Genomic DNA, 15,721 nt, shown 5'->3' on the forward strand with positions numbered 1-15,721 from the left:
TTTCTCCTCATCGTCGTCCCGGCCCCTCGCGCGCAATTGCGCGCTAGGCCGCGACGACACTGTGGGTGTTGCTGCTGCTTGATGCTCAATTCTTCAGGTTGATCATCCGCTCCACCGATCGCCGCGCCCGCTCCGCAAGCACGGGATCGATCGTGACCTCCTCGCCAAGCGTCAGCAGGCTCTGCAAAATGTTCGCGAGCGTGATGCGCTTCATGTGCGGGCAGAGATTGCAGGGGCGCAGCATCTCCACATCAGGCAGCTCGGCGCGGACATTGTCGGCCATCGAGCACTCCGTGATCATCACCAGCCGTCGCGGCCGCTTGTTGCGCACCCAGTTGATCATGTGCGCGGTCGAGCCGGTGAAGTCGGCCTCCGCCAGCACGTCCGGCGGACATTCGGGATGCGCGATGATCTGCACCGTCGGATCAGCCTCGCGAAACGCGCGCAGCTCTTCGCCCTTGAACCGCTCATGCACCTCGCAGGCACCCTTCCAGGCGATGATCTTGACGTCGGTCTTCGAGGCGACGTAGGTCGCGAGATAGCGGTCGGGCAGGAAGATCACGGTCGGCGCATTCAGGCTCTCGACCACCTGCACCGCGTTCGACGAGGTGCAGCAGATGTCTACCTCGGCCTTCACCTCCGCCGAGGTGTTGACATAGGCGACGACCGGCACGCCGGGAAATTTTTCACGGAGCAGGCGGACGTCGGCGCCGGTGATGCTGGCGGCGAGCGAGCAGCCGGCACGCGAATCCGGGATGAGCACCGTCTTCTCCGGGTTGAGCAGCTTCGACGTCTCGGCCATGAAGTGCACGCCGCACTGGACGATGGTGTCGGCCTTCACCTTGGTGGCCTCGATCGCGAGCTGGAGCGAGTCGCCGCCGATATCGGCGACGCAGTGGAAGATCTCCGGCGCCTGGTAGTTGTGCGCGAGGATCACCGCGTTCCGTGCGCGCTTCAGCTCGTTGATCGCGTGAATCGTCGGCGCCATCAGCGGCCATTCGATCGGCGGGATCACGTGCTTCACGCGCTCATAGAGCGGCGCGGTGGCGCGCTCGACGTCGTCAGTCCATTCCAGTGACGGCATCGGCAGCACGGATCCCGGCGCCGGCGCGGCGCGGTGGGAGGTGATGACCTGGCCCTGCGGCCGGTTGGCAAAATCGTCGGGGCCGTAAATTCCAGTGATTGGCATCAAAGCCTCCGTTTCATGTCATTTATGCTCAGATTGAGTATATATTGGGCCTGATTAATCCGGCCCGAGGGCCGGAGCAGACTTCATTGACACCCTAATATGCTCAAGATGAGTAAATCAAAGATAACACACGCCGCGAAGGATCGCTAGGCCCTGCCGCACACATTCCCGTCAGGCGAGGCCTCATTGAAATGCAATGCTCCCGCGACAGCCCTTCGTGGAATGCAACCGCTTTTGACTTGGGGTTTTCATGCAAATGCATTAAACGAGCTGGCTCGCGGCTGCCTATTCCGGACCGCCAACGACAGACAAGGAGCACACCATGTCGACATCAGCGGGCGAGCTCGGTCCGGTCGCGCGTTCCTCCACCTGGCGCACACCGGCGATCATCATTCTCTGCGGCTGCGCCATCGGCATGCTCGGCTTCGGCCCGCGCTCGGCGCTCGGCTTCTTCGTGCAGCCGATGAGCCATGAGTTCGCCTGGGGCCGCGACGTGTTCGGCCTCGCGATCGCTGTGCAGAACCTGTTGTGGGGCCTGGGCCAACCCTTCGCCGGCGCGGTCGCCGATCGCTTCGGCCTGTTTCGGGTGATGTGCGTCGGTGCGCTGCTCTATGCCGGCGGCCTGCTCCTGATGCGCTATTCCTCGACGCCGCTGTCGCTGAATATCGGTGCTGGCGTGATGGTCGGCTTTGGTCTCGCCGGCTGCTCGTTCAATCTGGTGCTGTCGGCGTTCACGAAACTCCTGCCGGCTGAGAAGCGCGGCCTTGCGCTCGGCGCCGGCACCGCGGCAGGCTCGTTCGGCCAGTTCCTGTTCGCGCCGATCGGCGTCGCACTCATCGACAATTTCGGCTGGCAGCAGGCGCTCACCGTGTTCGGCTTCCTGATGCTGCTGATCATCCCGCTGTCGCTGGCGCTCTCCACGCCGCGGGCCGCAGCTGCCGGCAGCACGATGCAAGCGGATGACCAGACCTTCACCAAAGCGCTCGCCGAAGCTTTCGGCCATCGCTCCTACGTCCTGCTAGTGCTCGGCTTCTTCACCTGCGGCTTCCAGCTCGCCTTCATCACCGTGCATCTGCCGGCCTTCCTGGTCGATCGCGGCATCTCGACGCAAACCGGCGGCTGGGTGATCGCGGCGATCGGCCTGTTCAACATCATCGGCTCGCTCAGTGTCGGCTATCTCCAGAACTACCTGCCCAAGCGCTACATCCTCTCGACCATCTATTTCACGCGTGCGCTTGCGACGCTTGCCTTCATCTCGTTCCCGATCACGCCGTTCTCGGCGATTGCGTTCGGCGCGATCTCCGGCCTGACCTGGCTGTCGACGGTGCCGCCGACCTCGGCGCTGGTGGCGCTGATGTTCGGCACGCGCTGGCTCGCGACGCTCTATGGCTTTGCCTTCGTCAGCCATCAGGTCGGCGGCTTCCTCGGCGTCTGGCTCGGCGGTATCGTGTTCGAGAAGTTCGGTTCCTACACGCCGATATGGTGGCTCTCGATCCTGTTCGGCGTGCTCTCGGCGCTGATCAATCTTCCGATCGTGGAGAAACCGGTCCAGCGGGCGGTTGCGCAGCCGGCCTGATCGGCTAAACATCCCCGACAAACAAAGTCAGGGAGTGCAGTCGTGGCCACATTCAAGGCGATCCGGGTCGACAAGGCGGACAAGGGCACCACTGCGCAGCTCGCGCAGTTCGACGAAGCCGAGCTGATGGAGGGCGACGTCACCGTCCGCGTCGAATGGTCGACGCTGAACTACAAGGACGGCCTTGCACTGACAGGCAAGGCGCCGGTGGTGCGCCGCTTCCCGATGATCGCCGGCATCGACTTTGCCGGCACGGTCGAAGCGTCCTCGCATCCGCAATGGAAGGCCGGCGACAAGGTCGTCTGCACCGGCTGGGGTATGGGCGAGACGCATCTCGGCGCCTATGCCGAGAAGGCGCGAGTGAAGGGCGACTGGCTGGTCGCCCTGCCGCAGGGCCTGTCTGCGCGCGACGCCATGGCGATCGGCACGGCCGGCTTCACCGCCATGCTCTCGGTGCTGGCGCTGGAGAAGCACGGCCTGTCGCCGAAGAGCGGTCCCGTGGTGGTGACGGGCGCAGCCGGCGGCGTCGGCTCGGTCGCCACCGCCGTACTGTCCAAGCTCGGCTACCACGTCATCGCTTCGACCGGCCGCGCAGCGGAAGCCGACTACCTGAAAGAGATCGGCGCGGCGGAGGTCATCGACCGCAACGAGCTGTCGGCCCCGGCCAAGCCTCTCGCCAAGGAGCGCTGGGCGGGCGGCGTCGACAGTGTCGGCTCGACCACGCTGGCGAATCTCCTGTCGATGACGAAGTACGGCGGCGCGATCGCCGCCTGCGGCCTGGCGGCCGGTATGGACCTGCCGTCTTCCGTCGCGCCTTTCATTTTGCGCGGAGTGTGCCTTCTCGGCATCGATTCCGTGATGTGCCCGATCGAGCCGCGAAAAGCTGCCTGGCAGCGTCTGGCTTCGGATCTGGATCGGACGAAACTATCTGAAATCACTCAGGAAATTTCGTTGGATCAGGTTTCCGAATGGGGCGCGAAAATCCTGGCCGGCCAGGTCCGCGGCCGCGTCGTGGTAAAAATTCTCTAACGGCGTTCAGACTTTACCAACCAAGCTGCTTCAATGTTGCCTTGGTTGGTATGGTAAGCAGCGGGTAAAGAGATAAGGCATCGCCCGCTGCGGGGGTTGGTTCGGAGTAGAGCATGCTTGCGCGTATTGTGTTGGGGGCTGTCACGGCGGCAGCGACGTTTGCGCCGGCCATTGCTGGAAGCATGAACGCCGACGAGGCGCGCCGCTTCGTCGCCGGCAAGGTATTCGCCTTCACCTGTTTCGACGGCACCCGCGGCGCGGGCCGCATACTCGACGACCTCGGTGCTGCCGGCGCCGTGCAGTTCTCGGGCTCAGGCCCGGTGAAACATCTCCGCCTGCCCGGCAACACCCTCCAGATCCGCGGCCAGAACGTCTGCGCCTCGATCAAGGGCATTCCGTTCGAGCCCTGCTTCAACCTGGAAAAGACCGACGAGCGCAGCTTCCGCGGCTCGGTATCGGGCATGGGCTTCGCCTATTGCGACTTCCATCACCAGGGCGGCAATCAGATGCTGATGGCGCGCGCGGTGGCGCGTCCGCGTTCGCTGCGCTCGTCGGAGCACACTGGTTCGGTCGCCTCCTCGAGTACCGAGGTTGCCGCGCGCGTCGAGACGCCGCGTGTCGAGAGCAGCCGGCTCGAGCCGGTGAAGGCCGAAGCGAAGTCGGAACCCGCCAGGAACGAGGGCCCGCTGGAGCTGCGTCGCTCTACCCAGTGAGCCGGCGGCGCGGGCCAATCCGCGTCTTGCCGTTGCATATGTCCATCGAACATCAAGCCGCGCGCGCCGTAGTCATACGGACGGCGGCTTTCATGCGTTGGTAGCTGTTCGCGTCCCAGTTTGCGTACGGCCGGGGGACGCGGCCCTAGACAAGGGTTCAACGATGTCGCTGTACTTCTTCCGCATCAGTACCGGTCGCTACTCCGGCGCCGCCGATCAACCCTACGAGTTCGACGATCGCGCCGCCGCGTGGACGGAGATGACCGAGGTCTGCGCCAATCTGCTCGGCGGGATCGCGCGCAGCATGAAGCCGAATGCGAAGTGGAGCATGGAGCTGCTCGACGAGAACAAGGAGCCGGTGTTCCGCATCAGCATCGTGGGCGAGACGGTGAGCTGACGAGACTCAACAACGGGTCGGTCCGTTAACGGACGTATTGTCCGCAAAATCCGCGAAGTGCAAATTCACTGCACGCGAAAAGTGTGCAAGTCCCGTGGTTTGAGTAGCTTTTTCAGTATTTCTACCCAGCCCCGGGCGCTCTCACTTAACGTTAATGAGGAACCTCGCGGTTAGCCTTCCCGGGCTGCTCACGCGCATCGGCGTGGCAATGCGTATCCGGGATTGCTTCAATGTCGTTCATTCAGAACCTGCGAATTGGCACCAAGCTCGCCGTCACCTCCGCGCTGACCATCGCCCTCGTCGCGCTGATGATCTTCCTCCAGACGAGCGGTGGCACCGAAGTCCAGCGGCTCAGCAACGCCGCATCGGGACAGCAGGCGATCGCGCAAAACGCCGCGGAGGCGAAGGCGTCGGTGCGCGGGATGCAGATCGGCATTCGCGACATCCTGACCTCGTCCTCACCGGCCGAGATGCAGAAGGCCGTCACCTATTTCGGCGATCGCCAGACGGCGGCGCTGAAATTCTCGGAAGAGATGGCAAAGCTGTCGCACTCGCCTGAGAACCAGAAGCGGATCGATCGGCTGACCGTGCTGATCGGCAATTTCGGCAAGGGCGAGCAGAAGATCGAAGCCATCCGCAAGCAGGAGCTCGCGCTCGACGGCAAGAAGGACGGCGAAGCGGCGGCGGAGCACGCCAGGCTCGCGGCCGAAGTCAGCCGCATCCGCAAGGAAACCCTGGCGCCGATCAACGAAGAGATTTCGGAACTGACCAACGAGATCATCAATCTTGCCAAGCAGAGCAGCACCGCAGCGCGTGCGGAGGCGGAAGCCGAGGCCACCTCCGTTGCCCGGGTATCGCTCATCACCGGTGTGCTGGTCGCGCTGGTCCTGATCGGCGCATGCATCTTCTCCGTCTTCAGCATCGCGCGGCCCATGCGCGCGCTGACGTCGGCGATGGAGAAGCTTGCCGGAGGTGATTTCTCGGTGATTCTGCCGGGTCTCGGCCGCAAGGACGAGGTCGGCGAGGTCGCGGGCGCCGTCGAGAAATTCAAGATCGTGTCCGAGCAGAGGGCGCGCGAGGAAGCCGAAGCCAAGATGCGGCAGGATCAGATCGCAGCCGAGCAACGCAAATCGGAGATGCGCAGGCTTGCCGACAGTTTCGAAGGCGCCGTCGGCGAGATCGTCGGGACGGTGTCATCGGCCTCGACCGAGCTCGAAGCGTCCGCCACCACGCTCTCCTCGACCGCGGAGCGTACGCAACAGCTCACGACCGTGGTCGCGGCAGCCTCGGAAGAAGCCTCGACCAACGTGCAGTCGGTGGCCTCGGCCACGGAAGAGTTGTCGTCCTCGATCACCGAGATCAGCCGACAGGTGCAGGAATCTGCACGGGTGGCCAACGAGGCGGTGGGCCAGGCTCGTACCACGACCGAACGCGTCAGCGAACTGTCCAAGGCTGCGACGCGCATCGGCGATGTCGTCGAGCTGATCAATACCATCGCAGGCCAGACCAATTTGCTGGCGCTCAATGCGACGATCGAGGCGGCGCGCGCCGGCGAGGCCGGCAAGGGGTTTGCCGTCGTCGCATCGGAGGTCAAGGCGCTCGCCGAGCAGACGGCGAAGGCCACCGGCGAGATCGGCCAGCAGATCTCCGGCATTCAGGCCGCGACGCAGGAATCGGTCGGCGCCATCAGGGACATCAGCGACACCATCGAAAAGCTGTCCGAGATCTCCTCGACGATCGCGGCCGCGGTGGAAGAGCAGGGCGCGGCAACACAGGAAATCTCCCGCAACGTGCAGCAGGCCGCGCATGGCACGCAGCAGGTTTCGTCCAACATCACGGACGTGCAGCGCGGGGCAGGTGAAACCGGCTCGGCCTCCTCGCAGGTGCTGTCTGCCGCGCAGATGCTGTCCGGCGACAGCAACCGTCTGAAGCTGGAGGTCGGGAAATTTCTCGAGACGGTGCGGGCCGCCTGACCTTCCCATCTCCGCGTGTGATTAACTTGTTAAGCTCGCATTCCGTGCTGAATTTCAAGGGGTTTTCGCACTAGTTCAGTATTTGCACGGTGGCGATGTTAACCAATTTGGAATGGCTGGCGCTCACCTTTTGAGCAAGAGCGATCAACGCCTGGAGCCGCCGACAACGACTCGGCTGCGCATTCCTTTGGGGAAACACCAATGTTGAGCCTCGTTCGGAATCTGCGGATCGGGACCAAGCTGGCGATCGCGTCGGCACTCGGCATCATCCTGGTCGTTTGCATCATCGCCAGTCAGCTCGTCGGTAACGGCAATGTGCGGGGCTCCAACAAGGCCGCGGTGGCGCAGCTGGAGCTCGCGCGCGAGGCGGTGGAAGCCAAGCTTGCGGCGCGCAGCATGCAGCTCGCCGTCCGCGACATACGGCTCGCCGGCAACGCGGCCGAGCTGCAGAAGGCCGGCGCTGCTCTGGTCGAGCGCGCCGAAACGTTGACCAAAGTCGCTGAGGCGATGCTGAAGCTGTCACAAGTGCCGGAAAACCGGACTCGGATGGAAAAGCTCAAGAGCCTGTCTGCAGGCTATCTCAAGGGCGCGCAGCAGAACGCGGCCGTTCGTGGCGAGGCCATCGCCCTTGCGGCGACGGACGCCGCCGCCGCTGCCAAGCTCTCCGAAGAAGGCACGCGCCTGGCGCGTGAGGTGACCCTGCCGATTGCCGCCCAGCTCGATACGATCACGAGCGAGATTGCGGATCTTGCCAGGCACAAAAGCGAGGAAGAACTTGCCGCCGCGGCGCAGGAGCTGTCCGCGAGCGAACGTCTCGGCATCGTGGTCGGCATCTGCACGATGCTCATACTCATCGGCTCCTGGCTGATGTCATTCTTCACCATCGCGCGACCGATCCGCGCGCTGACTGTTGCGATGGACAAGCTCGCCGGCGGCGACTTCTCCGTGGTGCTGCCCGGGCTCGGCCGCAGGGACGAGGTCGGTGGCGTCGCTGCGGCCGTCGAGAGGTTCAAGGTCGTGTCCGAGCAGAAGGCGCGCGAGGAGGCCGAAGCGAAGGTCAGGCAGGACCAGGCCGCAGCTGCGCAGCGCAAGACCGAGATGCATAGGCTCGCCGACGGTTTCGAGGCCGCGATCGGCGAGATCGTTGATACCGTGTCATCGGCTGCGACCGAGCTGGAAGCTTCGGCATCGACGCTCACCTCGACCGCGGAACGCGGCCAGCAGCTTACCACAATGGTTGCCGCGGCTTCCGAAGAGGCGTCCACCAACGTGCAGTCGGTGGCTTCGGCCACGGAAGAATTGTCGTCGTCGATCACCGAGATCAGCCGGCAGGTGCAGGAATCTGCACGCGTGGCCAACGAGGCGGTGGGCCAGGCGCGCACCACGACCGAGCGCGTCAGCGAGCTGTCCAAGGCGGCGACGCGCATCGGCGATGTCGTCGAGCTGATCAACACCATCGCCGGCCAGACCAATTTGCTGGCGCTCAATGCAACGATCGAGGCGGCGCGCGCCGGCGAGGCCGGCAAGGGCTTTGCGGTGGTCGCATCGGAGGTGAAGGCGCTCGCAGAGCAGACGGCGAAGGCAACCGGCGAGATCGGTCATCAGATTGCAAGCATCCAGACCGCGACCGAGCATTCGGTCGGCGCCATCAAGGAGATCAGCGACACCATCGAAAAGCTGTCGGAGATCTCCTCGACGATCGCGGCCGCGGTGGAAGAGCAGGGCGCGGCCACGCAGGAAATTTCCCGCAACGTGCAGCAGGCGGCGGAAGGCACCCATCAGGTGTCGTCCAACATCACTGACGTGCAGCGCGGCGCCAGCGAGACCGGCTCGGCGTCCTCGCAAGTGCTGTCCGCCGCGCAGATGCTCTCCGGCGACAGCAACCGTCTCAAGCTCGAGGTCGGCAAGTTCCTCGGCACCGTCCGCGCCGCCTAACGGCGCCCGTCTTTCCATAGCTCGAGCCTGCAACTGTCGCGCGTGGCAGCGCGGCGCTCGCGCGTATGCATGCCGCGGCGCCACGACGAATGCGGCGCAGGGTTAACCTTCCGGAAAAGCGACGCGGTCATGATGCCCGAAATATTCCGGGCGCTGAGTCGCCCTCTGCGTATTGCGTCCCCAGCGTATTGGAGCACATTGATGAGCGGCCTCTCCATCCGCCTGACCCACAAGGTCATGGCGATCGGACTATTCGGTCTTGTCGGTCTTGCCGCCTTCGGCGCGATCTACGAGATCGGCAGCCTCTCCCAGGATGCCTCCCGCGCCGTCGCAAGCCGCACCCGCGCGATCGCCGACCTCGACAAGCAGCTCTCGATCGACATGCTGGAGGCCCGTCGTAACGAGAAGAATTTCCAGCAACGCCGCACCGAGAGCTACGCCAAGGCGCATGCCGAGCTGGTCGGGCCGATCAACCGCGATTTCGACGAGATGGAGCGGCTGATGGCGGCCGCCGGCATGGGCGCACTGTCCGAGAAGATGAAGCAGGCCCAGGACGGCTTCAAGCGTTACGCGTCCGACTTCGCCGCACTGGTGGCAGCCGAGACCAGGCTCGGGCTGAACGAGACGCTCGGCCTGTCCGGATCGCTTCGCGGCGCGGTGCACGACATCGAGGCCAAGCTGAAGGAGATCGACGATCCCAGGACGACGACCTGGATGCTGATGATGCGCCGGCACGAGAAGGACTTCATGCTGCGGCGCGACCCCAAATACATTGCAGAGGTGAAGAAGGCCGCGGTTGAATTCTCCAAGGCGATAGAGGTCGTCGCAATTCCCACAGTGGTGATGAACGACATCACGGCCAAGCTTCAGAAATACCAGTCCGAGTTCGCGGCCTGGGCCGAGACCGCACAGCAGAGTGCGGCTCTCGACGCCGCCATGATGAAGACCTTCCGCGAAATCGAGCCTGCGATGGTCGAGGTGCGGGTCGCCGTCGATGCCATGTACAGGCAGGCTGACGCGGCCGAGGCCGCGACCCGCGAGGCCGTGCGCTTGTGGATGGCCGTGGCCTTCGGCATCACCGTCGTCGTGCTCGCCGTGACCGGCCTTCTGCTCGGACGTTCGATCTCGAAGGCGCTCGGTGCCATGGTCGGTGCGATGACGCGGCTTGCGCGCGGCGAGCTCTCGATCTCCGTTCCCGGCGTCGGGCGCAGGGACGAGATCGGCGAAATGGCCGGCGCCGTCGAGGTGTTCAGGACCACCATGGCGGAGGCCGAGCGGCTGCGCGTCGAACAATCGGAGGCGGATGCGCGCGGACGCGAACAGCGCAAGGCCGACATGCGGCGGCTTGCCGACACGTTCGAAGGCGCGGTCGGCGAGATCATCGAGACCGTGTCGTCGGCGGCAACCGAGCTCGAGGCCTCCTCCAACACGCTGACGCAGGCCGCCGAACGCGGCAACGGGCTCGCAACCGCCGTGGCGGCGGCCTCGGAGGAGGCGTCAGCCAACGTGCAGTCGGTGTCGTCGGCGAGCGAGGAGATGACCTCCTCGATCTCCGAGATCAGCCGCCAGGTTCAGGAATCGGCGCGTGTCGCCGACGTCGCGGTCGGACAGGCCGAGCGGACCAACGCCCGCGTCGCCGAGTTGACGAAGGCGGCGAGCCGCATCGGCGATGTGGTCGAGTTGATCAACACCATCGCCGCCCAGACCAACCTCCTGGCGCTGAACGCGACGATCGAGGCGGCGCGTGCCGGCGAAGCCGGCAAGGGATTTGCGGTGGTCGCGACCGAAGTGAAGGCGCTGGCCGAGCAGACGGCGAAAGCCACGGGCGAGATCAGTCAGCACATCGGCGCGATCCAGACCGCGACGGAAGACTCCGTCGGCGCGATCAAGGAGATTGGCGATACCATCGCGCGGATGTCGGAGATCTCGTCGACCATCGCCGCCGCGGTGGAGGAGCAGGGCGCGGCCACGCAGGAGATCTCCCGCAACATCCAGCATGCCGCGCACGGCACGTCCGAAGTCTCGGCGAATATCGGCGACGTCCAGCGCGGCGCCGGCGAGACCGGAGCCGCCTCGGCGCAGGTGCATTCGGCCGCCCAGTCGCTGTCGCGGGAGAGCAACCGGTTGAAGGGCGAGGTCGCGCGCTTCCTGGAGTCGGTACGGGCGGCGTGACGATGTCGGCGCCGCCGTTCCGATGTTGCATTGCGGTGTGGGTGTAGTGCCGCGGGATATCTGCGCGGCCGCAACAACTGTTGCGGAAAAAATAACGCGGACGGGATCGCCCCGTAGTTTCACGTAGGTTCCTGTTAACGCCTGTTTGCGACTATGTGCGCAATCCTACCGGATAAGAACCAGCCAGCATTGTTGGAATGACTTCCGTCCTGTCGTCGGTCGTGACGATGGCGGCGCGGGGTGGTTTGCGCGTTGCTAGGTCTCATCGGGATTTGTCGTGATGTCGAAGTTGTCGATCGTCTTCAAGCTTCTGACCGTGTTGTCAGTCCTCGTGCTCTCGCTCGCCGGCGTCGGCGTGACGGCGATCGGCACCATGCAGAACATCAATGCCCACACGGTCGAGATCGCGGAAAGCTGGCTGCCGAGCGTGCGTGCGCTCGGCTCGCTCCGCGCCGACATCAACGAGCTGCGCGTCGCGCTTCGCCTGCACCTGATGCAGGAGAGCGCCGAGGGCAAGGAGGCCGCCGAGAAGCGGCTCGCCTCGCTGCAGGGACGCATCGAGAAGACACGCAAGGTCTACGAACCCTTGATCACCTCGTCCGAAGAGCGTTCGCTCTATGAGCAGTGGACCAGGGCCTGGGCCGAATATCTGAACGGCGTGCAGGAGGTGATGGCGCTGTCGCGCAAGAGCGTCGGCCGTTTCCCGACCGATGCCAATGAGATGTTGCAGACCAAGGTCGCGAAGATGGCCCAGGCGGCCGATCCGCTGCTGCAGAAGGGCATCGAGCTCAACAACAGCGGCGCCGAGCTGGAGACCAAGCAGGCGGCGGACAGCTACGCGCTGATCTTCCGGGTCCTGGTCGGCATTATCGTGTTCTCGGTCGTGGTTGCGATCGGCGCGGCCTACTATCTCGTGCGCGACGTCTCGCGTGGCATTGCTTCGATCATCAAGCCGATGCAGTCGCTCGGCGAGGGCGACCTCTCGGCCGAGGTGCCGCATCGCGGCGAGAAGACCGAGATCGGATCGATGGCGGATGCGCTGCAGATCTTCAAGGAAGCGCTGGTCGCCAAGCGCGCCGCCGACGAAGCAGCCCGGCTCGACGCCGAGGCCAAGATCGAGCGCGGCCGCCGGGTCGATGCCATCACGAGCAAGTTCGAGGCGATGATCGGCGAAGTCGTCGGCACCGTCTCCTCGGCCTCGACCGAGCTCGAGGCGTCGGCATCGACGCTCACCAGCACCGCGCAGCGCGGCCAGGAGCTCGCCACCGTCGTTGCGGCGGCTTCCGAGGAAGCCTCCACCAACGTCCAGGCGGTTGCCTCCGCCTCCGAGGAGCTGTCGTCCTCGATCACCGAGATCAGCCGCCGCGTGCAGGATTCGGCGCGGATGGCGGCAGAAGCGGTCGAGCAGGCGGGGCGGACCAACGAGCGCGTCAACGCGCTGTCGCAGGCGGCCTCCCGCATCGGCGACGTCGTCGAGCTCATTAACACCATTGCGGGCCAGACCAATCTGCTGGCGCTGAACGCCACCATCGAGGCGGCGCGGGCGGGCGAAGCCGGCCGCGGCTTCGCGGTCGTCGCGTCCGAGGTCAAGGCCTTGGCCGAGCAGACTGCGAAGGCGACCGGCGAGATCGGGGCACAGGTGTCAGGCATCCAGGCAGCGACGCAGGAATCCGTCAGCGCGATCCAGGAGATCGGCGGCACCATCGAGCGGCTGTCCGAAGTGTCCGCGGCGATTGCCGCCGCCGTCGAACAGCAAGGCGCTGCGACGCAGGAGATCTCGCGCAACGTCCAGCAGGCCTCGCTCGGCACGCAGGAGGTCTCCTCCAACATCACCGACGTGCAGCGCGGCGCGATCGAGACCGGCGAGGCCTCGGTCGAGGTGCTGTCGGCGGCGAAATCGCTGGCGACCGACAGCACGCGTCTCAAGGTCGAGGTCGCGCAGTTCCTGGAATCGGTCCGCGCGGCCTGATCCTTAACTGCCCGTCTGGGGAGCCGGCGGCGGTGCGACCTGCCGCCGGAACAGGATCCGCTGGTAGAGCCAGCCGATCGCGACCAGCACGACGCCGAGGCACATGAACGACAGCGCGCGATAGACGCCTGTCAGCGTCGACATGTCGATGACGAAGGCCTTCAGGATCGTCAGCGCGATGACGGCGGCGGACGCCAGCCGCGCCCGTTCCGAGTTGACGAGAATGCCGACCCCGAGCAGCACGACGCCGAAGGCGAGCCAGCCGATCGAATAGGTGTATTGCTCGGCGCCCGTCGTCGGGCCGGTGGAAAGGATCGGGCCGTGATAGAAGCGGCGGATCTCCAGCGTGACATAGGCGAGTGCGAACACCAATGCGCCGCCGGCAATCGTGTTGGCGTAGACCTTGCCGCGCTCGCCGACCACCGCATAGGACAAGAGCAGCATCAGCACCGCCGGCAGCGCATAGCCGAGCAGCAGCAGGTTGAACACCGCACCGCCGACGTCGATGCGCCAGATCAGCGGGTTCTCCAGGATGAAGAGGCCGAACACGCTGATGAGGCCGGCGATCGCCGTCAGCACGACCGCACCGACATTGTGCACGATGCTGCGGCTGCGCAGCCGCAGGCGCTCCAGCCCGATCGCCATGGCGAGCGCGATGCAGACCTGCAGCGCGCACTCGAGCAGCGACGGCGCCGACGTCATCTGGCCGCCGGTGGCGAAATGACGGATTTCCACGAAGGCGAGCAGCGCCGTGAACAAGATCGCGGCCGCCTCGACCACGCGCAACGGCGCATCGTCGGCGCGGCGACGCAGGAGGATGCTCGCGCCCCAGAACGAGGCCGCCGGCAGGCCATAGCCCCACAGCAGCCAGTTGAAGATCGGCGTCGTGCCGACGGCATCGCCGACGATGCGGGGATCATAGACGATGCGTGCGGTGACGATCGCGGCGAAGATCGCAGCTAACCGGCGCAGCACCGGGATCGGCCGCTGCAACGAGATCCAGGCGGTGCCGAGCGACATCAGCGCGAGCGCAATGGTGAGCCAGCCCTTCTCCAGCGCAAAGGTCAGTGCCAGCGCCAGCGCGCCGAGCGTGCCGGTGGCGAACAATGCGATCGAGGTTGCAACGCCTGGTCGCTCTTCGCGACGCATCAGCGCTTCGGTCGCAGCGCCAAAGGCCGCGGCGAGCAGAGCGGCGAGGATCGCGAACGGGATCGAGCGGTCGAGATGGGCGATGCGCGCATAGAGCGCAACCAGGATCGCGATTGGTGTCGCAACGCCCGCCGCCGACCACACCACCGGAATGATCGCCGAGTTCGACCGGCCCTGCGCGAAGAAGCCCGCGACGCCGAAGCCGGCGGCGAAGATCGCGGCCGTCACCAGATGCAGCGTCACCGAGCTGTCGGTCGCGACCGGGCCGACGCCCGGCATCGGGCCACCCGGCAGCACCAGCATGTCGGGATTGGCGCGCACGGCCCATTCGGCGAACACGATGAACACGGTCGCCGCGGCCGCACCCAGCGCACCAGTTGCTGCCGGAGCACGCCAAGCCACGAACAGCGTCCCGCCGACCAGGAGCGTGAAGGCGATTAGCGCGAGATCCGCATGCGCGCTCGACAGCACGACCAGCATCGCACCGAACAGATAGGCGCCGAGCGCGCCCGACGAGACCGGCTCGATCTCGCCTTCTTCGATGGTCGGGCCGAACATGAAGCCGCAGACGACGAGCAGCGCGGCAAGCACGAAGCCGGCGATGACATGGAAGGCGTGCGGCGCGACCTGCACCTCGTTGGTATCGAGACCCGGGAAGATCCAGAGCACGGCGAATGCGATTGTCGTGACGGCAAGCCAGCGCCACAGCCGGATGCGGGCGAGGCCGAAACTCGCGGCGGTGACGATGGCGAGATAGATGTAGAGCGCCCAATAGTCCGGCTTGCCGCTGGAGACGAGGATCGGCGTCACGAAGGCGCCGACCACGCCGAGGCCGGCGAGCGCGGGTCCGTGCAGCAGCGCGGCGGCAAGCGTGCCCATCGCAACGATGCCGAGCAGCACGAAGGCGGTTGCCGGCACCAGGAAGCCGTAGAGCGCATAGGCCGCGTAGATGGTGGCGAACGCCACCGCCGTGCCGGCCGCAGTGAGGATCGCGGGGATGTTGGCGATCGGCAGCGCCGCGATGTTGGAGATGCTCTCCTTGCGTCGTGTCCATTCGCCGGCCCCCAGCAGCGCGGCTGCGAACAGGCCACCGAGGAAGACGCGCACGCCGGGGCCGACGAGGCCGGCCTCGATCGAATAGCGCACCATGAAGAAGCCGCCGAGCGCCAGCGCAAGGCCGCCGATCCACACCACCCAGCGCGTGCCGAGGCGCTCCTCGAACCCGGGCGCTGCCTCCGGCACCGGAGGCGGCGCATCAGTGCCCGTGCCCGGTTCGAGCGGGGGCGGTGCAGCCTCCTCGGTGACGAGCGGAGACGGCGTGGGTTCGGCTTCCGGCGCAAGCGGCGGCGGCTCGGCGGTGGGCGTGGAGGCGGGCGTTGCGGGCGTTTCAGCCTGCACCTGCGCGGGCATCAGCGGCGGCGGTTGCACAACAGGCCGCTGCGCATAAAACTTTTCTTCGAGCAGGTTCAGCCGGCGGCGCAACTCGGTCGCCTGGCTGGACGCCTTGATCGCGATCAGGAAGGCGATGATCGCAATGATCAGCGCAAAGACGTCGAACGGGCCGTCGAGCATGAAGCCTCCAGGCAACCGGCGGGCAGGGGCCGGTACCACTGATATCA

10 protein-coding genes are annotated in these 15,721 nt (G+C 65.6%); 8 read left to right on the top strand and 2 right to left on the bottom strand.

Annotated features, from left to right (window positions below):
- Positions 1-85: 85 nt before the first annotated feature.
- A complete protein-coding gene (nadA, locus tag QA649_RS11040; protein ID WP_283024195.1) occupies positions 86-1,189 on the bottom strand; it encodes a quinolinate synthase NadA in 1,104 nt (367 codons plus the stop codon).
- Positions 1,190-1,511: 322 nt separating this feature from the next.
- Here nadA and QA649_RS11045 point away from each other — a divergent pair, with 322 nt between their 5' ends.
- From QA649_RS11045 to QA649_RS11080, 8 genes are all read left to right on the top strand, one after another.
- A complete protein-coding gene (locus tag QA649_RS11045) occupies positions 1,512-2,765 on the top strand; it encodes an MFS transporter (RefSeq protein ID WP_283024196.1) in 1,254 nt (417 codons plus the stop codon).
- 42 nt (positions 2,766-2,807) lie between these two features.
- Positions 2,808-3,794, top strand: coding sequence for an MDR family oxidoreductase (locus tag QA649_RS11050; protein ID WP_283024197.1), 987 nt, complete (start codon positions 2,808-2,810; stop codon positions 3,792-3,794).
- 113 nt (positions 3,795-3,907) lie between these two features.
- A complete protein-coding gene (locus tag QA649_RS11055; protein WP_018648777.1) occupies positions 3,908-4,507 on the top strand; it encodes a hypothetical protein in 600 nt (199 codons plus the stop codon).
- Between the two features lie 163 nt (positions 4,508-4,670).
- Positions 4,671-4,904 carry a hypothetical protein gene (locus tag QA649_RS11060; protein WP_018648776.1) on the top strand — a complete coding sequence of 78 codons (234 nt, stop codon included), beginning with the start codon at positions 4,671-4,673 and terminating at the stop codon, positions 4,902-4,904.
- 230 nt (positions 4,905-5,134) lie between these two features.
- Positions 5,135-6,877: a HAMP domain-containing methyl-accepting chemotaxis protein gene (locus QA649_RS11065; RefSeq protein ID WP_283024198.1), complete on the top strand. Its 1,743-nt coding sequence runs from the start codon at positions 5,135-5,137 to the stop codon at positions 6,875-6,877.
- A gap of 201 nt (positions 6,878-7,078) precedes the next feature.
- Entirely contained in the window at positions 7,079-8,812 is a 1,734-nt protein-coding gene (locus QA649_RS11070) for a HAMP domain-containing methyl-accepting chemotaxis protein (RefSeq protein WP_283024199.1), read from the top strand.
- Positions 8,813-9,013: 201 nt separating this feature from the next.
- Positions 9,014-10,984, top strand: a complete 1,971-nt coding sequence (locus QA649_RS11075) for a methyl-accepting chemotaxis protein (protein ID WP_283024200.1) — start codon at positions 9,014-9,016, stop codon at positions 10,982-10,984.
- 280 nt (positions 10,985-11,264) lie between these two features.
- Positions 11,265-12,953 carry a methyl-accepting chemotaxis protein gene (locus tag QA649_RS11080; protein WP_283024201.1) on the top strand — a complete coding sequence of 563 codons (1,689 nt, stop codon included), beginning with the start codon at positions 11,265-11,267 and terminating at the stop codon, positions 12,951-12,953.
- A 3-nt stretch (positions 12,954-12,956) separates the two neighbouring features.
- Here the strand turns inward: QA649_RS11080 and QA649_RS11085 are convergent, their stop codons facing one another.
- Positions 12,957-15,674, bottom strand: coding sequence for a DUF2339 domain-containing protein (locus QA649_RS11085; protein ID WP_283024202.1), 2,718 nt, complete (start codon positions 15,672-15,674; stop codon positions 12,957-12,959).
- Positions 15,675-15,721 lie beyond the last annotated feature (47 nt).

The organism is Bradyrhizobium sp. CB1717, from assembly GCF_029714325.1.
GTDB lineage: Bacteria > Pseudomonadota > Alphaproteobacteria > Rhizobiales > Xanthobacteraceae > Bradyrhizobium.